The sequence below is a fragment of the Brachybacterium paraconglomeratum genome, from assembly GCF_003994255.1.
Classification (GTDB): domain Bacteria; phylum Actinomycetota; class Actinomycetes; order Actinomycetales; family Dermabacteraceae; genus Brachybacterium; species Brachybacterium conglomeratum.
Genome location: NZ_ML133854.1, coordinates 37,311 through 56,878, shown reverse-complemented (window position 1 = coordinate 56,878; position 19,568 = coordinate 37,311). Strand labels below are relative to the sequence as shown.

Below are 19,568 nucleotides of genomic sequence, written 5' to 3'. Positions count from 1 at the left end.
ACCTCGCCCCCTCCGCAGGACGCATCCGGGGACGGGACGCGGGTCACGGCGCGGCGGCGCGGGGGTGTCGCATAATGACACGGATGTCCGCTCCTCTCACGCTCCCCGACCCCTCCGCACCCGCCACCGCGACGCCGCTCGTGCGCACCGTGCGGATCGAGGAGCCGGTGGACCTGCTGGGCCATGTCCCCGCGGGGGTCTCCGGCGCCTGGCTGCGGCACGGCCAGGGACTGGTGGCCGTGGGCCGGGCCTGGTCCGTGCGCACCACCGGCCCGGACCGCTTCGCGGCCGCGAGCGCCGCCTTCCGCGACCTCGCCTCCCGCGCCCGGGTCGACGACGAGGTGCGGGTGCGCACCAGCGGCCTGATCGCGCTGGGCTCCTTCTCCTATGCGGGCGCCTCCGAGCGCCCCTCGACGCTGCTGGTGCCGCGCGCGCTGCTCGGCGTCCACGACGGGGAGGCCTTCCTCACGGTCGTCGGGATCGACGAGGAGCCGGAGCTGCCGGCCTCGTGGCGCGACCTGTTCCCCTCCTCCCCCGTCGACCTGCCCGCGGCCTCGCCGCTCGAGCTCGAGGCGGACCACACGCCCGACGAGTACCAGGCGCTGGTCCAGCAGGCCGTGGACGAGATCCGCTCCGGCGCCGCCGAGAAGGTCGTGCTCTCCGAGCGCACCTCGGTGCGCACCCCGGAGCCGCTCTCCCCCGCCCTGCTGCTCACGCGGCTCGCCCGCGCCTACCCGAGCACCTGGGTGTACCACCTCGAGGACGTGATCGGCGCGAGCCCGGAGATGCTCGCCCAGACGGAGGACGGGCGGGTCTTCTCGCGCGTGCTGGCAGGGTCCCGGCCGGCGGCCGACGACGGCGAGCTCGACGAGGCGGACCGTCGGGCGTTCCGCGCCGATCGCAAGGAGCGCTCCGAGCACGCCTACGCGGTGGACTCCGTGGTCGAGCGGCTCGAGGACCTCGCCGCGGAGATCGAGGTCTCCGCGGAGCCGTTCGTGCTGCGCCTGCCGGGGCTCGAGCACCTCGCCTCGGACGTCTCGGCGCGCCTGCACGAGGGGGTGACGAGCCTGGACGTCGCCGCTCGCCTGCACCCCTCGGCGGCGGTCTCCGGCACGCCGCGCGAGCAGGCCGACGAGATCATCGCCCGCCTCGAGCCGCACGACCGCGGCGGCTACGCCGCCCCGGTCGGCTGGATGGACGCGAGCGGTGACGGCCAGTGGGCGATCGCGCTGCGGATGGCGCATCTGACCGGTGATCGCTCTGCGGTGCTGCAGGCCGGGGGCGGGCTGGTCGCGGCCTCCGACCCGGTCTCCGAGCATGCCGAGGCGCTCGCGAAGTGCCGTCCGATGCTGCGGTCCCTGCGCGGCGACGCCGAGGCCTGAGGTCCGGGGCGCGGCGCCCGAGGGCACGGGACGAGGCCCTGCGTCGTACTGCGCCGCCCGGCACGTCGCCGCCCGAGCGACGGCCGGGCGGGCACGAGGTCTCCGCTGCTCAGCCCTCCCGGGCCGCGAGGGTGATCTCGAGCGTCTGCACCTTCCCGTCGCGCACCAGCTCGAGCGTGTGGGTGGAGCCGACCTCGAGTCCGCGCACGATGCCGGTCAGGGCGCCCGCCCCGCCGACGGGGGTGTCGTCGATCCCGGTGATGAGGTCCCCCTCGGCCAGTCCCGCCTCCGCCGCGGGGCTGCCCGGCTCCACGGCGACGACCTCCGCGCCGCGATAGCCGGCGCTGCCGTCGTCGGCCGTGCCGTCGGTGGTGGTCACGCCGACGAAGGCGTGCTGGACGGTGCCGCCGTCCTGGAGCTGCTCGGCGATCAGCATCGCCGTGTTCGCGGGGATCGCGAAGCCGAGCCCGATGCTGCCGGCCTGCCCGGACTCGTTGGGGATCGAGGCGATCGCGGTGTTGATGCCGATGACCTGCCCGGCGGCGTCCACGAGCGGGCCGCCGGAGTTGCCGGGGTTGATCGCGGCGTCGGTCTGGATCGCGGAGGTGAACGTGGTGTCGGAGCCGTCGGTCTCCTCGCCGGTGGCGCTGACCGGCCGGTCCAGCGCCGAGACGATGCCGGTGGTGACCGTGTTCTCGAGGCCGAGCGGGGTGCCCAGAGCCATCACGGGCTGGCCCACGGCCACGGTGGAGGAGTCCGCGAAGGTCGCGGGCTGCAGGTCCTCGGGCGGGTCCTCCAGGCGGATCACGGCGAGGTCGGTCGAGGGGTCGGTGCCCACGACGCTCGCGGCGAAGCTGCGTCCGTCGCTGGTGGTGACCTGCAGGGACTCGGCATCGCCGACGACGTGGTCGTTGGTGAGGATCGTGCCGTCCTCGTCGAGGACCACGCCGGTCCCCTGGCTGGTGCCGGAGCCGGTGGAGGAAAGGATCGAGACGGCGCTCGGGGAGACCTGCTCGGAGATCGCGGCCCAGTCCGGGTCCTCCGCGGTGGTCGTCGCGGCAGGTCGCGCCTCGGAGGTCTGCGAGTCCTGCGCGGCGGCGACCGGCTCGTCGCCCTGCAGCTGGTCGTAGGCGACGACGCCGCCGAGCGTGAGGCCGCTGGAGAGCAGCATCCCGGCGAGCACGAGGGCGCTGGTCCCGACCCAGCCCGGGCCGCGGCGGGGCGCGGCCGTCCCGGCGGCCCCGGTGGCGACCGGCGCGGGGGCGCCGGAGTCGGCAGCGGCGGAGCCGTGGACGGCGTGATCGAACGGGGAGGCGGCGGCCGGGAGCTGTTCGGTCGTCTCGGCCGACGGCGCGCCGTGGACCGGAGCCGCGCCGTAGGCCGGGCCTGCGCCGTAGGCCGGACCTGCGCCGTAGGACGCGGCGTAGGGGGACGCCCCGTCGTCGGGGGCAGGGCTGCCGTAGGCCGGGGTCGTGCCGTACGGGGCATCCGGGGTCCCGGCGCTCGGGTCGCGGGGCGGCTGCGGGGCGTGCTCGTCGTTCATGGGGTCATGTCACCACTCGCGCTCAAGAGTTCCTCGGGACCTCGCTGAGCGACTCCTGGACGACGAGCACGCGCAGGCCCTGCGCGGGTTCGGCGAGCGTCGCCGGCAGCTCGTCGGCCTCGAGGGAGCGCGCGTCGGCGCCGAGACCCGCGGCGACCGCGGCGATGTCGGCGCCGTGCGGGGTGGTGAAGAAGCGGCGCAGCAGCGCAGGGGGCGCCGCGGCGTGCTCGAGGCCGGAGAAGATGCGGCCCCCGCCGTCGTCGACGACGATCACGTCGAGCTCGGGGCGCGGCTCCTCCGGGCCGACGAGCAGGCCGGTGAGGTCGTGGAGGGCGGTGAGGTCACCGACCAGGAGACGCGTGCGGCCCCGCTCCCCAGGCCCGTCCTGTGCAGCACGTGCCAGGGCGAGGCCGCCGGCCATGGCGGTGGTGCCGTCGATCCCGGCGAGGCCGCGGTTGGCGATCACCTGCGCAGAGGTGGGCCCGGCGTGCTGCTCGAGGTCGCGCACGAGGCTCGAGGAGCCGAGCACGAGCAGGTCGCCCGGCCCGGAGGCCTCCCAGACGGCGAGCGCGGCGCGCTGCTGCCACGGCTGCGGCAGCCGGGCTGCGGCGGCGTCGGCCGCGGTGCGCCACGCCTCGACCCACGCGCGGCGCTGTACCAGGTCGATCTCCGGGGCGGCCGGCGCGGCCGGCGCGGCCCCGGCCGAGGCCGCGTCCTGCCCGGCCCCGGCCGCCTCCTGCCCCGTCCCGGGGATCTCCTGCCCGATCGCGGCGGGGACCACGAGGCTCGCGCGGCGGGCCACGTCGGGCCAGTCCGGATGCGGGTCCACGACGACCACCTCGACGTCGGGCGCGCCCAGGAGCGCGCCGACGACCGGCCGGGACAGCGTGGGGTGACCGAGCACGATCGCACGGCGGGGGCGCAGCGGGTGCGCGGGATCGGCCATCACCTCGCGCAGCAGCGCGGGATGACGGGGGACGAGGCCGTCCGCCATGAGCGCGCCGGAGCTCGGCTCGGCCAGCAGCGGCAGGCCGTGCGCATCGGCGAGCGCGGCGGCGGCCGGCCCCGCCCCGTCCCCGGCGACGACGACGGTGCGGGAGTCGACCGGGACCGGCTGCGGGGCGGGCGCCGGGGCGGGGACGCGCCGCGTGACGACGATCCGTTCAGGCGCCGCGGTCCTGTCGGGCTGCTCCGACTCCTCTGCGCGGGGCACGAGCGGGTCGCGGAAGGAGAGGTTCAGGTGCACGGGACCGGGGTGCTCCCCGGTCGCGGCGGCGAGGGCGCGGGCGGCGGTGGAGACCGCGGTGCGCAGCTCGACCGGGCTCGCCGCCTCGGCGGTCGGGGCGGGCAGGTCCACGGCCAGGCGCACCAGCGAGCGGAACATGCCGGCCTGGCGAGTGGTCTGGTTCGCGCCGACCTCGCGCAGCTCGGCAGGCCGGTCCGCGGTGAGCACGAGCAGCGGGATCCGCGAGTGGTGCGCCTCCATCACGGCGGCGTGGAGGTGCGCGGTGGCGGTGCCGGAGGTGGTCACGACCGCGGCGGGCCGGGCGGGATCCAGGCGGCCGAGACCCAGGGCGGTGAAGGCGGCGGCGCGCTCGTCGATCCGGACGTGGGCACGGATCCGACCGGCGACCTCGTCGGCCGCGAGCGCGTAGACCAGCGGCGCGGAGCGGGAGCCGGGGCTGAGCACCGCCTCGGCCAGTCCGAGCTCCGCGAGTGCGGACCAGACCGCGACCGCCTGGTCCACCGCGCCGGAGCCGGTGGGCCGGGGCGCGGGGATCGTCAGCGGAGCGGGGATCGGGGCGGAGGGCTCGTGCACCCCGTCAGCGTAGTCCCGGCCTGCTCACGTGCTGTCAGAGCTCACGTGCTGTCAGAGCAGGGACGCGCAGGCCGCGAGCCGCTCCTCCCAGCGCGCGGCGAGGGCGTCGTCGGCCGCGTGGCGGGCGAGCAGCTCCTCGCTCGGCGCCGTCCGGCCGACGGGCAGCGTGCCGCCGGTCGCGTGCAGCGGCTGCGGGGCGAGGTCGCCGGTGAGCAGGGTCGCGGTCGCGAGACCGCAGGCGTGCGGCAGCTCCGGCAGCGCCGCGGCGAGGGCGAGCCCCGCGCCGAGGCCGATGCTCGACTCGAGCGCGGAGGAGACCACGACCGGCAGCCCCGCCTCCTCGGCCAGCTCGAGGCAGCGGGTCACGCCGCCGAGCGGCTGGACCTTCATCACCAGCAGGTCGGCGGCCTCGGCCCGGGCGACCCGGAGCGGGTCCTCCGCCCGGCGCACCGACTCGTCGGCCGCGATCGGGATGTCGAGGGCGCGGCGCAGCGCGGCGAGGTCCTCGAGCGCGGCGCAGGGCTGCTCGGCGTACTCGAGCCCGCCCGCGGCCCGGTCCAGGACGGGCAGCGCCTCGAGCGCCTCCTCGAACGTCCAGACGGCGTTCGCGTCGATGCGGATCCGGGCGTCCGAGCCCATCGCGTCGCGGACCGCCTCGAGGCGCTGCGCGTCGGAGGCGAGGTCGGAGCCGGGGTCGGCGACCTTCACCTTCGCCGTCCGCGCCCCGCCGACCGTCGCGATCCGCGCCGCGAGCACCGGCGGGAGCACCGGGATCGTGGCGTTGACCTCGACCTCCTCGCGCCGCGGTGCGGGGCGGGGCGTCGTCGCGTCCTCGAGTGCGGCGCGCAACCAGGCCGTCGACTCGGCCGCGTCGTAGTCCCAGAACGGGGAGAACTCCGCCCAGCCCTCCGGACCGTGCAGCAGCAGTCCGTCGCGCTCGGTGATCCGGCGGAAACGGGTGGTCATCGGGATGGACCAGGCGTGGACGCGGTCGATGCCGCGCTCGCGGAGGGGGGTGGGGATGTGCATCGGGCCAGGGTAGTCAGCCCGTCTCCGTCGCGCCTCCGGCGTCGCGACGGGTCAGCGCTCGCGCCCGACCCGCCGCGCGGCGGCGAAGAGGACCTGCGCGTAGGTCGTCCCGGCGCGGCCGAGCGGGCCGACCACGTGGCGCAGCGTCCGCTTGTCCACCGGCTCGGCGCTCTCCACGGCGGCGAGCGCCTCCTCGAGGGTCGCGGCGGAGGCGCCGAGGTCCAGGAGGTACTGGGGCACCTGGATCCCGTCGGCGGTGATCCCGACGAGCGGCGTGCCGACGGCGGCGATCTTCGGGAACACGGATCCCGGGATGCCGACGACCGCCTCGGCGCGGGCGGAGGCCGCGAGCGTGCCCTCCTCGGCGATCTCGAAGTCGCTCCACAGCGAGCGGTCCTCGCGCGGGTGCAGGCCGACGAGGATCCTGCGTCCCCGGTCGGCGAGCGCGTGCGCGGTCTCGAGCAGCAGCTCGGCGCCCGGCGCGGCGCCGCCGGTCTCGTCGGCGTGCGTCACCGAGGTCGCGACCAGGACGGTGCCGGACTCCGGGGCACGCTGCGGCAGGTCGTCGAGCTCGGGGATCCCGACCACGCGCAGCGAGGGGACGGGCACGCCCATGTGCACGGCGAAGGTCTCGGCCTCGGCGTCCGAGCTGGCGGTGCCGGGCAGCAGCCGGGGGCGGAGCGCGGCGGCGTGCGGCCCTTCGACCGCGTTCATGTAGGCCAGGCTCGAGGCGAGCACCGGGATGTCGGGCAGGGCCTCGGCCACCTGTCCGGGCCAGTCGGTCGCGCCGCTGACGACGAGGAGGTCGACGTCCTCGGCCCGCATCTGCTCGAGCGTGCGGACCGGGACCGTCTCCTCGGCGCCGATCCCCTCGAGGTCGGGGACGACCTGGAGGATCTCGCCGCCGCGGGCGGCGATGTCGTCCAGCACCGGCCTGACGTGGTAGGTGCCCCAGGGCTCGTTGGTCGCGACCGCGATGCGGAAGCGCGGCCCGTCCGAGGCGGGGACGGCGGTCGCGGAGTCGGTCAGGAGCGCCGGCAGGACGGTCGCGGAGGAGAGCGCCGTGGCGGCGAGGAGGGCGCGGCGGGAGGGTCGAGGATGCATGCGCCCAGGGTGCCGCGGCCCGATGGAGCACGGGCGACCCTCAGATGACCACCGCATGACGACTCCTGCTCGGCCCGCGCACCGGGGCTCTCGAGATGCGCACCCGCGGCCGGCCCCGGAGCGCTCCGCGGCCCACCCCGCCCGGACTACCCTGGAGGCCATGACGACCCCGCCCGCTCCGCTGCCCCGTCGGGTCTCCGACACCTTCGATCCCCGCCGCTGGCGGGAGGTGCCGGCGCACGAGCACGGCGGTCCCGAGCTCACCGACATCACCTACCACCGCGCCGTGGAGCGGATCGAGTCGCCGGACGGGGAGCTGACCTCCCGGGACCTCCCGACGGTGCGGATCGCCTTCGACCGTCCCGAGGTGCGCAACGCCTTCCGCCCCCACACGGTCGACGAGCTGTACCGGGCGCTGGACCATGCCCGGCTCGACACCGGGGTGGGCGTGATCCTGCTGACCGGCAACGGCCCCTCCCCCAAGGACGGCGGGCACTCCTTCTGCTCCGGCGGCGACCAGCGGATCCGCGGCCGTGCCGGCTACGAGTACGCCGCAGAGGAGGCTGTGGAGGAGACCGGTTCCGTGCGCACCCGTTCCGCGGGTCGCCTCCACATCCTCGAGGTGCAGCGCCTCATGCGCACCATGGGCAAGGTCGTGATCGCGGTCGTGAACGGCTGGGCCGCCGGCGGCGGGCACTCCCTGCACGTGGTCGCGGACATGTCGATCGCCTCCCGCGAGCACGCCCGCTTCAAGCAGACCGACGCGAACGTCGGCTCCTTCGACGGCGGCTACGGCTCCGCCTATCTCGCCAAGCAGGTCGGGCAGAAGCGGGCGCGGGAGATCTTCTTCCTGGCCGAGGAGTACTCCGCCCAGGACGCCTACGACTGGGGGGCCGTGAACCGGGTCGTCGACCACGCACGGATCGAGGAGCAGGCCCTCGCGATGGCCGCGACCATCGCGACGAAGTCCCCGCAGGCGATCCGGATGCTGAAGTTCGCCTTCAACCTCGCCGACGACGGCCTCATGGGCCAGCAGGTCTTCGCCGGGGAGGCGACGCGTCTGGCGTACATGACCGACGAGGCCGCCGAGGGCCGCGACGCCTTCCTCGCGAAGCGCGACCCCGACTGGACCTCCTTCCCCCACCCGCAGGGCTGAGATGGCCGCGCCCCTGCCCGACGGCCCCGCCGCCGCGTCCCCGCCCTGGCTGGTCCCGCCCGCCTACGACGCCTCCGCCGCCTCTCTCGCCGCGCACTCCGAGGCGATCGGCGAGGTGATGGCGGGCCGGGCGCGCCTGTGGCTCGGGCCCTTCCCGGCCCCGGACAGGCTGCCCGCCGGGCTCGAGGACACGGCGCTGGTGGTCCCGACCTCCGGCTCGACCGGCACCGCGAAGGCCGTCGCGCTCAGCCTCGCGGCGCTGAGGGCCTCGCAGGACGCGACCGCGCAGCTCTTCGCCGCCGACGGCACCGCCCCGGACTCCCGCGGGCACGGGTTCTGGCTGCCACTGCTGCCGCCCACGCACATCGCCGGGGTGCAGGTCCTCGCCCGCGCGCACCGCACCGGCCAGGTGCAGGGCATTCCGGGGCCCGCCCTTCCGGATCCGCTGCCGGACCTGCGCGGCCATTTCGACGCCGCCGCCTTCGTGGAGCTCGCCGGACCCGTCCTCGAGCAGGCGGAGCGGGCCGGGCTGCCGGCGATGACCTCCCTCGTCCCCACCCAGCTCACCCGCATCGTCACCGGCGCGACCGGGGACGACGCCCGCGCCCGCGGCCTGCTGAAGCGCTTCGCCGCCGTGCTCGTCGGCGGAGCGGCGACCAGCACCGACGTCCTCGCCCGCGCCCGCGGGCAGCGGATCCCGGTGCGCACCACCTACGGCTCCTCCGAGACCGCGGGCGGCTGCGTCTACGACCGTCGGCCGCTGCCCGGGGTGTCCCTGTCGGTGCTCGACCCCGACGAGTCCGGCGCGGGCCGGCTGCGGATCTCCTCCCCCACCCTCGCCCTCGGCTATCTCACCGAGGGCGGCGGCACCGACGGCGGAGTGTTCGCCGGCGCCTCCCCGTCGGCCGACGGGCCGGCCGCCGACGCCGCAGTCTCCGGCGCTGTGGTCTCCCGCGAGAGCGCGGACCGCGCCTTCCTCACCTCCGACCTCGCCGAGATCGGGGACGACGGAGCGCTGACCGTGCTGGGCCGGGCCGACGACGTGATCAACACCGGCGGACGCAAGGTCCTCCCCCAGGACGTCGAGCGCGCGATCGACCGCTCCCTCATGCTGCGCGGCCTGGTCCGCACCTCCGTCGTGGTCGGGGTGCCCGATCCGGAATGGGGCCAGCGGGTCGAGGCGCTGGTCACCCTCGAGGAGGGCACGGACCCCGCGGAGGCCTCGGCGCTCGTCCGCTCCGCGCTGCGCACCACCGAGGTGCCCGCGCACATGATCCCCAAGCGCGTCCACGTCGTCGAGGAGCTGCCGCTGCTGGGCATCGGCAAGGTGGACCGCGCCGCCGCCCGCCGCCTCGCCGGCGGCTGAGGGTCCGCCGCCCCGCCCTGCCCGTCGGCCGCGCCGTCGGGGAGGCCGCGGAGTCCGTACGCCACGGACGTCGAGCAGAGCGGCGGCGGGGCATCGGAGCTGCCCGGCATCAGGCCGATCCTGCATCGCGGGGGCCCGGCATCCGGGTGGCCCGGTGCTCGTCACTCGGGTCACGACTCACAGTCGACGGGACGGTCCGGCGCCGCGCCGCGGCGTAAGCTCGTCGGGGCCGTCGACCGCCGGCCCCAGCACGCGTGAGGAGCACGATGGCCAGCCTGCCGCAGTGGGTGGAGGGCGCCCGCCCGAAGACCCTCCCCGCCGCCCTCGCCCCCGTCGCCGCCGGAACCGGCGTCGCCGTGTGGCAGCTCGGCGAGCTCACCGGAGCGGTCGACTGGGCGCTGGTGATCCCCCGAGCGCTCCTGGCCCTCGCCGTCTCCTTCTCGCTGCAGATCGGCGTGAACTTCGCCAACGACTACTCCGACGGGATCCGCGGCACGGACGACGACCGGGTCGGTCCCTTCCGCCTCACCGGCTCCGGCGCCGCCCGCCCCGCGACCGTGAAGCGCGCCGCGATCATCTCCCTCGCCCTCGGCGGCCTGTTCGGCGTCGTGCTGGTGGCCGTGGCGCAGATGTGGTGGGCGCTGGTCGTCGGCGCCGCCGCGATCGCCGCAGCCTGGTTCTACACCGGCGGCAGGAAGCCTTACGGCTACCTGGGCCTCGGCGAGCTCTTCGTGTTCGTGTTCTTCGGTCTCGTCGCCGTCAACGGCACAGCGCTCGCGATCACGGGCCGCCCCTCCTGGGCGGCGCTGCTCGCCTCGGTCGCGATCGGGCTGCTCGCCGTCGCGCTGATGCTCACCAACAACCTGCGCGACATCCCCACCGATGCCGTCTCCGGCAAGAGGACCCTCGCGGTCCGACTCGGTGAGCGCGGCACGCGCCTGCTCTACACGACGACGCTGCTGGCGCCCTTCGTGCTCATGGTGCCGGTGATCATCGCGCACTGGCCCGCGGCGCTCGTGCTGCTCGCCCTGCCGCTCGCCATCGGTCCGGTGCGGAAGGTGCTCGGCGGGGCGATGGGCCGGGACCTGATCCCCGTGCTCGGCGCGACCGGACGGCTCGAGCTGGTCTTCTCGCTGCTGCTGCTGCTCGTCGGCCTGGTGCTCTGACCTCGTCGGACCGCTGGTCCGCAGGACGCACCATCCGGGGAGCAGCGGGCCCTTGGCTGGGGGCTCAGGGCTCAGGGCTCAGGGCTCAGGGCTCAGGGCAGCGTGTCAGCGCGCTGAGCTCCCTGGGGGCGACTCAGGCCCTGGTATCCCTGTCGCTCGTGCCGTCCTCGGGGAGGTCGGGCAGGTCCGCGGGGCCTGCGGCGGAGTCCCCCGCCCGCGTCTCTCCGTCGATCCGGACCTCGTCGGCGAAGAGCCCGTCCTCGTACTCGGCGTCCTCGTCCACGGTCTCGCCGCGCTTCTCGACCCTGCGCTCGTGCGCGACCTTCCAGCGCATCGCCGCGGCGTCCCGCAGGCGGTCCAGGAACAGGATCGAGATCAGCATCGCGATCAACGCCGCGAGCACGCCGGCGAGCATCACGCCCACCCCGACCACGGTGAGCACCCACCACAGGGCGATCCACAGGCCCAGGCGGATGACGGCGTAGAGCAGGAACTGTCGCATCGCTCCAGACTAGGTCCCCCGTCCGGGAACCCGCTGTCCCCGGAGGCGGCTCGGGGCCAGGATCACGCCGCGGGCTGCGGGCCGCGATCACGGCGCGCGCGGCGAGCCCTGCCGCGGACGCGATGGGCAGCCCTGCCGTACTCCGGTCTCGTCCCGAGTCCCTGCCCGGTCCCCGATCCCGTCCTGAGTCCCCGATCTGGTCCAGAGCCCCCAATCTGGTCCAGAGCCCCCCTGCCCCGTCCCGAGTCCCCGATCCGGTCCAGAGTCCCCGGCCCCGTCCCAGGTCCGCGGCCTAGACTGTCCCCATGGCCCGCGGCATCCTGGCAGTCCTCTCGATCGCCCTGACCGTCTTCGCACTCGCCGACTGTGTGCAGACCCAGGACGACAAGGTCAGAGGTGTGCCGAAATGGGCATGGATCGTGCTGATCGTGCTGATCCCCTGGGTGGGACCGCTCACCTGGCTGTTCGTGGGCAAGGAGCGCTCCTGGGGCCGAGGCTCCTCCGGCAGCCCGGGTCCGCGGCGCGACGGCCCTCTCGCCCCCGACGAGGATCCCGAGTTCCTGCGCAAGCTCGACGAGGACATCCGCCGCGAGCGTCGTGAGCGTCGCGAGCGCGGCGAAGGCCCCGGCGACTCCGGCGACTCCGGCGAGCTCGACGACGGCCCCGGCGACAGCGGGACCGACACCGGCCGCAGCGCCTGAGCAGGCTGGGCCGGGAGGTTCCGCCTCGGCGATCCGCGCTTCGGCGCGCCGCATGGCGTCACCTGCTGGCTGGACCGGTCACCGGAGGTCGGCCAGGCCCACTCAGCGAAGCTCGGCCGAGCCCTCCCACCGGAGTCGATCGACGTCAGGTACCAGAAAGGTGGTACCTCACGTCGACCAACTGCACGTGCACAGGCACCGACACCGTCCGCACCACCGCTGCACAGACTTGATCGACGTCAGGTACCGGGAAAGTGGTACCTCACGTCGATCTGCTCCGCACGTCGCGGCACTGACCTCCTACGCACCACCACTGCACTGAGTTGATCGACGTCAGCTACCAGGAAGCTGGTACCTGACGTCGATCGACTCTTCGCGCTGCGGCCCTGGTCTCGTCCGCACTGCGGCGGCCGGAAACACTTCGACGATCCGTTCCATGTCCTGGAACGGATCGCCGAAGAACTGCTCGGCGCGGGCAGAGCCGGGACCGGAGCACCGGCCGAGGCCGGACTGCCAGCGCTGGCCGGAGAATCACCCGAGGCCGGACTGCCTGCCCCGGCCGGAGTCTCAGCCGAGGCCGGAGTAGGAGTGCAGGCCGTTGATGACCGTGTTCACGATCGTGTAGTTGAAGACCACGGCGACGAAGCCGGCCAGGGCCAGGCCCGCTGCCCGGGAGCCGCGGAAGCCGCCGGTGGCGCGGGCGTGGAGGTAGGCCGCGTAGATCACCCAGATGATGAAGGTCCACACCTCCTTGGGGTCCCAGCCCCAGAAGCGGCCCCAGGCCTCGCGGGCCCAGATCGCCCCGAAGATCAGGGTGAAGGTCCAGCACACGAACGCGACCGAGTGGATGCGGAAGCTCAGCGCCTCGAGGGAGGACGAGGAGGGCAGCCGGTCCAGCACGTGCCCGAAGCGGCCCCAGTGCTCGGGGAAATCCTCGGTCGCGGCGCGCTCGGCGAGGACGCGCTCGTGCTTCGCCTGGAACAGCTGCATCGAGGCGACGACCGCGCCGAGGATCGACAGCGCCGTCGCCACGACCGCGACGCCGATGTGGATGTAGATCCAGTGGGAGTTCTGGAGGCTCGGGGTGAGCTCGGCGGCGGGCACGATCCAGAACGTCTGCGCGAGCAGCAGCACGAGCAGCACGGGGCCGACGACGAAGGTGCCCAGCGCCCGCAGCTCCGTGCGGCGCACGCTGAAGGCGAGGAAGGCGACCATCACGATCGCGGTGGAGGTGGTCGCGAACTCGTACATGTTCGCCCACGGGACGCGCTGGGTGGCGAGCGCGCGAGTGATCACGCCGATCAGGTGCAGCACGGTCGCGGCGGAGGCGAGCAGGAAGGCGAAGCGCTGCGCGGACATGCCACCGGACGCGGCAGGAGCCTCCCCCGCGGTGCGCGTACCGGCGGTGCCCGGGGCGAGGGAATCCGAGCCGCCGGCGCCGGAGCCTGCGGAGCCCGCGCTCGCTGCGCCGGGGCGAGCAGCCACCGCGGTGCCACCCACCGCGGTCGCCCCCTCCGCCTCGGCGCCCGAGGCGCCGACGCTCGCGGGGCTCATCTCCCTCTCCTGCGCCTCCTTCCGCTCCTGGGCGGCGAGGCGGGCGTCGCTGCGGCGCTGGGAGGACGAGGACAGATCGGCGCCGAAGCCGATCAGGGCGAGCACGTAGAGCACGATCGTCACCACGATGGCGAGGTTCGAGAGCTCTGCCAGCTGCTGGTTGATCACTGGGCACTTCCTTCTCGGGGTCCGCCCGAGGCGTCCGCCTCGGGGTGCCCGGACGGTGCGGCGTCCGGGAGCCGTTGTCCATCGTGCACCTCCGAGAGCCGGGACGCCAGGGCCTTCACGTCGTCCGCGAGCGCGGGATCGTCGCTGCGGGCGAGCCCGGCGACCTCGAGCACGGTCGTGCCGCCCTGCTCCCGCACCCGCACCCACAGGCGCCGGCGCGGCACGAACAGGGAGAGGATCAGGCCGCCGACGGCGACCAGCGCGCTGATCAGGATCCAGCGCTCGAAGGGGTTGTGGACGATGTCGAAGGCGGCGAAGCGCTTCAGCCCGTCGAAGCTGACGGTGGTGCCGTCGGCGAGGCTGTACTCCTGGCCGGGGTACAGCCGGATCAGCACCGGGTCGCCGTCCTCCCCCGGGACCTGGGTGAGGGTGGTGAGGTCCACCTCGTACGCGTTCTGCGGCACGCCGGAGTCCAGGCCCAGGTCGCCCTGGTAGACGGTGAGGGCGAGCTGCGGGTCCAGCGCGTCGGGGTAGAGGGAGCGCGGTCCCTGCTCGTCGATGGTGCCGGTGGGCAGGAAGAAGCCGACGACGGCGGTCTGCTCGGGCTGGGCGTCGGGCGCCTTGAGCACCACCTGAGAGGTGTAGTTGATGTCGCCCATCGGGACGGTGATCAGCGGCCCCTCGGCGACGACGGTGCCCTCGGGATCGGTGACCGTGATCTCGGGGGCGTAGCCGTTGCCGAGCAGGTACATCGACGCGCCCGGGACGTGCAGGGGCTTGTTGACCTGGAGCGTGCGGGACTCCTGCTCCTGACCGGGGGTGGTCACCTGCACGTCGGCCTCGAAGGAGCGCGGCTCGCCGACCCTCCCCGCCTCGCCGGGCTGGACGTAGGTGGCGCGGAAATCCTCGAGGGTGAAACGGAAGTCGGGCATGTCGTTCTCGTCGAACCAGGCCCCGGACTCGAAGGAGTCGTACTGGGTCAGGGAGTTCGCGAAGCCGCCCCCCTCGACCACCGTGACCTGGCCGCGATAGCTGGTCAGGGTGCCGCCGGCGTTGCACACCAGCACGCCGACCAGCGCGATGTGGAACAGGAGGTTGCCGGTCTCGCGCAGCAGCCCCCGCTCGGCGCTGACGGAGCGGCCGGCCTTCTCCTCGCGCACCTCGGCGCGGTAGCGGGAGCGGCGCAGGCTGCGATGGGCCGTCTCGATCAGGGAGTCGGCCTGCGCGCCGGGCAGCTCGAGGCGGGTGTACCCGGTGAAGCGGGTCAGGCGGGAGGGGGTGCGGGGCGGCTTCGCGCGCAGCTGCCTCAGGTGCACGCCGACGCGCGGGACGATGCAGCCGATCAGGGAGATGAACAGCAGCAGGTAGATCGCGGAGAACCACGGCGAGGAGAAGACTTCGAAGAAGCCCAGCGCGTCCAGGACCTCGCCCCAGCGGCCGTTCTCCTCGAGGAACTGCTCGGTCAGGGCCGGGTTCACGCTGCGCTGCGGGTAGAGCGAGCCGGGGATCGCGGCGACGGCCAGCAGCATGAGCAGCACGAGCGCCGTCTGCATGGAGGTCAGCTGCCGCCACAGGAACAGCAGCGTGCCGCGCAGGCCCAGGGAGGGCACGGCGGCGCGCTTCCCGTCGACCTCGGGCTTGCTGGACCAGCTGCCGGACTCCGACGGGCCCGTGCCGGATCCGCTCGCCTCGTCGGGGCCCGTGCCGGGCCGCTCTGCGTCGTCGGTCCGGACGCCGTGGTCCGGACGGGGGTTCTTCTCGCTCATCACACCACCGGTTCGAAGGTCGCGATCAGTCCCTGCAGCTCGCTCATCCAGCTCGCCCACACCCCGGTCATCAGGAGCACGCCGATCGCGATCAGCAGCGCGCCGGAGAGCAGGCCGATGCTGCGGCGGTGGGCCGACAGCTTCCTGCTCAGCCCGAGCGCGCGCTCGAACAGCAGCGCGAAGAGCACGAAGGGGATGCCGAGGCCGAGGGAGTAGGCCAGCGCCAGGACGCCGCCGCGGACCGCCGCGCCGTCGCCGCCGCCGTCCAGGGACAGCGCCACGATGGCGGCGTAGGTGGGGCCGATGCAGGGGGTCCAGCTCAGGCCGAACACCAGCCCCATCAGCGGTGCGCCGAGCAGGCCCGCGTCGGGCTTCTTCGCGGAGATCGGCATCGTGGCCGACAGCCCCGGGATCAGGCCCATGAACACCAGGCCCATGAGGATCACGATCGCGCCGGCGACGCGGTTGATCCACACGGCGTGCTCCTGGAGGAGGTAGCCGACGGCGCCGGCGAAGCCGCCGAGCGCCATGAACACCACTGCGAAGCCGGCCACGAACAGCAGGGAGCCGGCGAGCATCCGCCCGGTGCCGGGCCGCTGCGGGCGGGCGGCGCGGCGGCCGGTGCCCTTCGCGGCGGGGGCGGGGCCGGGGCCCTGTCCGGCGAGTCCCGAGACGTACCCGAGATAGCCGGGGACCACCGGCAGCACGCACGGGGAGAGGAAGGCGACCAGGCCCGCTGCGGCGGCGACGGCGATCGCGAGCAGCAGCGATCCGGACAGGGCGGTCGCCTGGAAGGCGGCCCCGATCTCGGCGAGCATCATTCGGCGACCACCGCGTCGATCATCGCGCGGAGCACGGAAGGGTCGGCAGCGCCGGAGATGCGGGCGGCGACACGCCCCTCGCGGTCGAGCACGAGCGTGGAGGGGACGGCGTTCGGGGCGACCTGGCCGCGCAGGGCGTACATGATCTCCGCGCCGGTGTCGGGCACGGAGGGGTAGGTGATCCCGTACTTCTCCTCGAAGGCCTTCGCGGGGCCGGCGGCGTCGCGCACGTTGATGCCGAGGAAGGAGACGCCCTGCTCGGCGTACTCCTCGTGGATGGCCTGGAGGTCCGGGGCCTCCTTGCGGCAGGGCGGGCAGGAGGCGTACCAGACGTTCAGCACGAGCACCTCGCCGCGGGTGTCCGCGAGGTCGACCGGCTCCTGGTCGAAGGTGGTGCCGGTGAAGGCGATCGCCTCGCCGCGCTCGGCGGCGGGGATCTCGACGGAGACGCCGTCGCCCGAGACGTAGCCCGAGTCCCCGGAGGCGTAGCGGTCGGAGGTGTCGGTCCCGCAGGCTGCCAGCAGCACGGCCAGTGGCGCCGCGGCGGCCACGCGGAGGAGGCCGCGCCGGCTCGGGACGGGGCGCGGGGTCCTCATGTGAGCTTCCCTCCGGTCGCGTCGACGGCGCCGTCGTAGAGGGCGGCAGCGGGCTCGGCGTAGCCGACGTCCGACAGGTGCGGGCCGACGAAGTGCAGGCTCGTCACCGAGCAGAGGCCGCACTCGCGCCGGCGCGGGTCGTGGAACAGGGGCTTGCCCTCCGCGCTGCGCCGGGTGACCCAGATCGGCAGCTGGTGGAGGACCAGCACGGCCTCGCGTCCCTCGGCCTCGGCGCGGGCCTCGTGCACGGCGGAGACGACGCGCGCGACCTGCTCCCGGTAGGGCTCGCCCCAGGAGGGGCGGAAGGGGTTGATGAACCAGCGCCAGTTGCGCGGGTCGGTGAGCTTCGCGTCGCCGTGGCCCATGCGCTGGCCCTCGAAGCGGTTGCCCGATTCGATGAGGCGCTGGTCCGTCGAGATCTCGAGGTCGTGCGCCGCGGCGATCGGGGCGGCGGTCTGCTGGGCGCGCAGCAGCGGCGAGGAGCGCACGAGGGCGACGTCGGCGCCGGCGAGGTGCTCGCCGACGCGCTGCGCCATCTGCTCACCACGGGCGCTGAGCCGGTATCCGGGCAGGCGCCCGTACAGGATGCGCTCCGGGTTGTGCACCTCGCCGTGGCGCACGAGGTGCACCGTGGTGGTGGTCATCGCTGGGGGCTTCCTCTCACTGTCGCAGGCTCTCGCGAGCCGCCTCACGGTACCAACCCCACCTCCGGATCAGCTCCGAGCCGGGGCGTCCTCGTGAGGTGCCGGACATCCGACGGCGATCGGGGCGTCCTCCGCGATGGTCCGGCCGAGGATCCTGCCGAGCTCGAGCAGGTCGTCGTGGCCGATCACGTCCAGCAGGAGATCGCGCACGGAGCGCACGTGCGTGGGTGCGGCGCGCTCGAGGAGGGCCTGGCCCTCGGCGGTCAGCTGGGCCTGGCGGCCGCGACCGTCGGAGGAGCAGCGCACACGCTCGACGAGGCCCCGCTTCTCCATGCGGGTGATGGTGTGGGTGAGGCGGGAGCGGGAGTGGACGACCTTGTCGGCCAGCTCGGACATGCGCAGGAACCCGCCCTCGGCCTCGTTCAGGCGCACCAGGATCTCGTACTCCCCCAGCGCCAGGCCGATCTCGGGGTCGGACTGCAGCGCGTCGCCGAACCGGTCGGTGAGCAGGGTGGTGGCGTAGAGGAAGGTGCGCCACGCCTCCTGCTCCTTCGCCGTCAGCCACAGCTCCTCGGGCGTCGAGGCGCGTTCCGCCTCGTCCTGCGCGCCATCGACCGCGGGGGTCACCGAAGCCGCCGCGACCGCCTGCTCCTCGCTTGACGTCGTGTCATACATCACGTTTCCTCTTTCCGGGGACTCTTCCTCTTGCCATCATCCCCCATTTTAGTTTAGCTTTCAAGCATGACGGTGCGGAACGGCTCGACCATCGCCCGTCACCACCGGACCACCACGAGAAGGAGACATCTCATGAGCGACCTCACCCCCGGCACCTGGACCCTCGACCCCGCCCACACCTCCGCGGCGTTCACCGTGCGCCACGCCGGCATCTCGAAGGCCCGCGGCCAGTTCACCGATGTCGAGGGCGAGCTCGTCGTCGCCGAGGGCGGCGAGGACCTGGCCTTCACCGCGACCCTGAAGACCGAGTCGGTCTCCACCTCCAACCCGGACCGCGACGCGCACCTCAAGAGCGCCGACTTCTTCGACGTCGAGAACAACCCGACGATCACCTTCCGCTCCACCGAGCTCAAGGGCGACACCCTCCACGGCGAGCTGACCATCAACGGCACCACCAAGCCCGTCGAGCTCGACTTCACCTACGAGGGCGCCGCGACCGATCCCTTCGGCATCTACCGCGCGGGCTTCACCGGCGAGACCACCATCTCCCGCAAGGAGTTCGGCCTGACCTGGAACGCCGCCCTCGAGGCCGGTGGCGTGCTGGTCGCCGACGCCGTGAAGATCTCCATCGAGGCCGAGTTCACCGCGCCGACCGCGGCCTGATCCCCTGATCTCCGCGGCGCCCCGCGCCGCCCGGTCCGACGGGCCGTCCGCTGTTCGCGGGCGGCCCGTCGTCGCGTCCGCGGTCCTGGCGTCCGGGATCGTCGCGGCCGCGCCCCGCGCATGCGCGGGAGCGTCGCCGGTGCCTCGCCCCCGGCCCCCGACCTCCATCAACCGTCCGCTCCTCCGCCCGATATGGTGCCGCCCATGACCTCGCAGCACGTCCCCTCCCCCAGCGAACCCGACGCCCGCGTCCTCTACCTCACGCGGGAGGGCTGCCATCTGTGCGACGACGCCCTGCCGGTGGTGCGTGCCGAGGCCGACCGCGCCGGCACCGCCGTCGAGGTGCGGGACATCGACACCGATGAGCGCCTGCGCGAGGACTGGGATCACGACGTGCCGGTGATCATCGTGGACGGGAAGGTCCACGCCCGCTACCGGGTCGATGCCGAGCAGCTGCGCACCGCGCTGCGCCGTCGCCCCTGGTGGCGCCGCCTCACCGGCCGCGCCTGAGGATCGCGACGAGGCACCGGCGCCCGAGCGGTCGCGGCCGACGAGCCCGGTGCCCGAGACGCGCACCGGGCCGGCCGCACGCCCGCCCCGACCGGCGACGCCTGACATGCGAGAGCCCCCGCCATGCGGCGGGGGCTCTCGCATGTCAGGCGTCGCTCACTTCTTGTTGCGGCGCTGGTGACGGGTCTTGCGAAGCAGCTTGCGGTGCTTCTTCTTGGACATGCGCTTGCGTCGCTTCTTGACGACAGAACCCATAGGTAGCCTCTGTTCTGCAGGACGAGCCTGCGGTGTGATGCTGCGGATCTCAGATGCGCGGCCGGTCAGCGTGCGGGGCAGGCTGAGCAGTCTCCCGGGCCGACGCCCGGCCGACGCCACGGTCGACGATCCACTCTACACCGTCCCG

19 protein-coding genes are annotated in these 19,568 nt (G+C 74.2%); 7 read left to right on the top strand and 12 right to left on the bottom strand.

The window, feature by feature from the left end:
• Window positions 1-83 precede the first annotated feature (83 nt).
• Window positions 84-1,382, top strand: a complete 1,299-nt coding sequence (locus DS079_RS07710; protein WP_164736155.1) for an isochorismate synthase — start codon at window positions 84-86, stop codon at window positions 1,380-1,382.
• Between the two features lie 109 nt (window positions 1,383-1,491).
• Here DS079_RS07710 and DS079_RS07705 read toward each other — a convergent pair whose 3' ends face one another.
• Genes DS079_RS07705 through DS079_RS07690 form a run of 4 tightly spaced genes read right to left on the bottom strand, consistent with a single transcriptional unit; the run spans window position 1,492 to window position 6,877 of the window.
• Complete coding sequence (locus tag DS079_RS07705) at window positions 1,492-2,925, bottom strand: trypsin-like peptidase domain-containing protein (protein ID WP_126986323.1); 1,434 nt, start codon at window positions 2,923-2,925, stop codon at window positions 1,492-1,494.
• Between the two features lie 22 nt (window positions 2,926-2,947).
• A complete protein-coding gene (gene menD, locus DS079_RS07700) occupies window positions 2,948-4,744 on the bottom strand; it encodes a 2-succinyl-5-enolpyruvyl-6-hydroxy-3-cyclohexene-1-carboxylic-acid synthase (protein WP_126986321.1) in 1,797 nt (598 codons plus the stop codon).
• A 51-nt stretch (window positions 4,745-4,795) separates the two neighbouring features.
• Window positions 4,796-5,773 (bottom strand): o-succinylbenzoate synthase, encoded by a 978-nt coding sequence (locus DS079_RS07695; protein ID WP_126986319.1) that lies wholly within the window; start codon window positions 5,771-5,773, stop codon window positions 4,796-4,798.
• 51 nt (window positions 5,774-5,824) lie between these two features.
• The gene (locus tag DS079_RS07690; RefSeq protein ID WP_126986317.1) at window positions 5,825-6,877 is read right to left on the bottom strand and encodes a hypothetical protein; all 1,053 of its coding nucleotides are present in this window, start codon (window positions 6,875-6,877) and stop codon (window positions 5,825-5,827) included.
• A 160-nt stretch (window positions 6,878-7,037) separates the two neighbouring features.
• Between DS079_RS07690 and DS079_RS07685 the strand changes: the two genes are divergently transcribed.
• The 3 genes from DS079_RS07685 (at window position 7,038) to DS079_RS07675 (ending at window position 10,565) form a co-directional block, all read left to right on the top strand.
• Window positions 7,038-8,033 (top strand): 1,4-dihydroxy-2-naphthoyl-CoA synthase, encoded by a 996-nt coding sequence (locus DS079_RS07685; protein ID WP_126986315.1) that lies wholly within the window; start codon window positions 7,038-7,040, stop codon window positions 8,031-8,033.
• Window position 8,034: 1 nt separating this feature from the next.
• Window positions 8,035-9,399, top strand: a complete 1,365-nt coding sequence (locus DS079_RS07680; RefSeq protein ID WP_126986313.1) for an AMP-binding protein — start codon at window positions 8,035-8,037, stop codon at window positions 9,397-9,399.
• A 266-nt stretch (window positions 9,400-9,665) separates the two neighbouring features.
• A complete protein-coding gene (locus DS079_RS07675; RefSeq protein ID WP_126986311.1) occupies window positions 9,666-10,565 on the top strand; it encodes a 1,4-dihydroxy-2-naphthoate polyprenyltransferase in 900 nt (299 codons plus the stop codon).
• A gap of 133 nt (window positions 10,566-10,698) precedes the next feature.
• Here the strand turns inward: DS079_RS07675 and DS079_RS07670 are convergent, their stop codons facing one another.
• Entirely contained in the window at window positions 10,699-11,067 is a 369-nt protein-coding gene (locus DS079_RS07670) for a DUF4229 domain-containing protein (RefSeq protein WP_010550372.1), read from the bottom strand.
• Window positions 11,068-11,372: 305 nt separating this feature from the next.
• Here DS079_RS07670 and DS079_RS07665 point away from each other — a divergent pair, with 305 nt between their 5' ends.
• Window positions 11,373-11,768, top strand: coding sequence for a PLD nuclease N-terminal domain-containing protein (locus DS079_RS07665; RefSeq protein WP_126986309.1), 396 nt, complete (start codon window positions 11,373-11,375; stop codon window positions 11,766-11,768).
• A 567-nt stretch (window positions 11,769-12,335) separates the two neighbouring features.
• Here the strand turns inward: DS079_RS07665 and ccsB are convergent.
• The 6 genes from ccsB to DS079_RS07635 form a co-directional block, all read right to left on the bottom strand.
• Entirely contained in the window at window positions 12,336-13,490 is a 1,155-nt protein-coding gene (gene ccsB, locus DS079_RS07660) for a c-type cytochrome biogenesis protein CcsB (protein ID WP_126986307.1), read from the bottom strand.
• Entirely contained in the window at window positions 13,487-15,256 is a 1,770-nt protein-coding gene (gene resB, locus DS079_RS07655) for a cytochrome c biogenesis protein ResB (RefSeq protein WP_126986305.1), read from the bottom strand. The genes ccsB and resB overlap by 4 nt, the downstream gene beginning before the upstream one ends.
• Complete coding sequence (locus DS079_RS07650) at window positions 15,256-16,077, bottom strand: cytochrome c biogenesis CcdA family protein (protein ID WP_126986303.1); 822 nt, start codon at window positions 16,075-16,077, stop codon at window positions 15,256-15,258. Before DS079_RS07650 ends, resB begins: the two co-directional genes overlap by 1 nt.
• The gene (locus tag DS079_RS07645; RefSeq protein ID WP_126986301.1) at window positions 16,074-16,673 is read right to left on the bottom strand and encodes a TlpA family protein disulfide reductase; all 600 of its coding nucleotides are present in this window, start codon (window positions 16,671-16,673) and stop codon (window positions 16,074-16,076) included. Before DS079_RS07645 ends, DS079_RS07650 begins: the two co-directional genes overlap by 4 nt.
• On the bottom strand, window positions 16,670-17,317 hold the full coding sequence (locus DS079_RS07640) for a histidine phosphatase family protein (RefSeq protein ID WP_126986299.1): 648 nt from the start codon (window positions 17,315-17,317) through the stop codon (window positions 16,670-16,672). Before DS079_RS07640 ends, DS079_RS07645 begins: the two co-directional genes overlap by 4 nt.
• Window positions 17,318-17,386: 69 nt before the next feature.
• Window positions 17,387-17,992 (bottom strand): MarR family winged helix-turn-helix transcriptional regulator, encoded by a 606-nt coding sequence (locus tag DS079_RS07635; RefSeq protein WP_241237590.1) that lies wholly within the window; start codon window positions 17,990-17,992, stop codon window positions 17,387-17,389.
• 132 nt (window positions 17,993-18,124) lie between these two features.
• Between DS079_RS07635 and DS079_RS07630 the strand changes: the two genes are divergently transcribed.
• Both DS079_RS07630 and DS079_RS07625 read left to right on the top strand, forming a co-directional pair.
• Complete coding sequence (locus DS079_RS07630; RefSeq protein ID WP_126986297.1) at window positions 18,125-18,655, top strand: YceI family protein; 531 nt, start codon at window positions 18,125-18,127, stop codon at window positions 18,653-18,655.
• Window positions 18,656-18,859: 204 nt separating this feature from the next.
• Window positions 18,860-19,165, top strand: coding sequence for a glutaredoxin family protein (locus tag DS079_RS07625; RefSeq protein WP_126986295.1), 306 nt, complete (start codon window positions 18,860-18,862; stop codon window positions 19,163-19,165).
• 156 nt (window positions 19,166-19,321) lie between these two features.
• On the opposite strand, the gene DS079_RS07620 is transcribed toward DS079_RS07625, so the two are convergent.
• A complete protein-coding gene (locus DS079_RS07620) occupies window positions 19,322-19,420 on the bottom strand; it encodes a 30S ribosomal protein bS22 (protein ID WP_019174583.1) in 99 nt (32 codons plus the stop codon).
• Window positions 19,421-19,568: the final 148 nt, after the last annotated feature.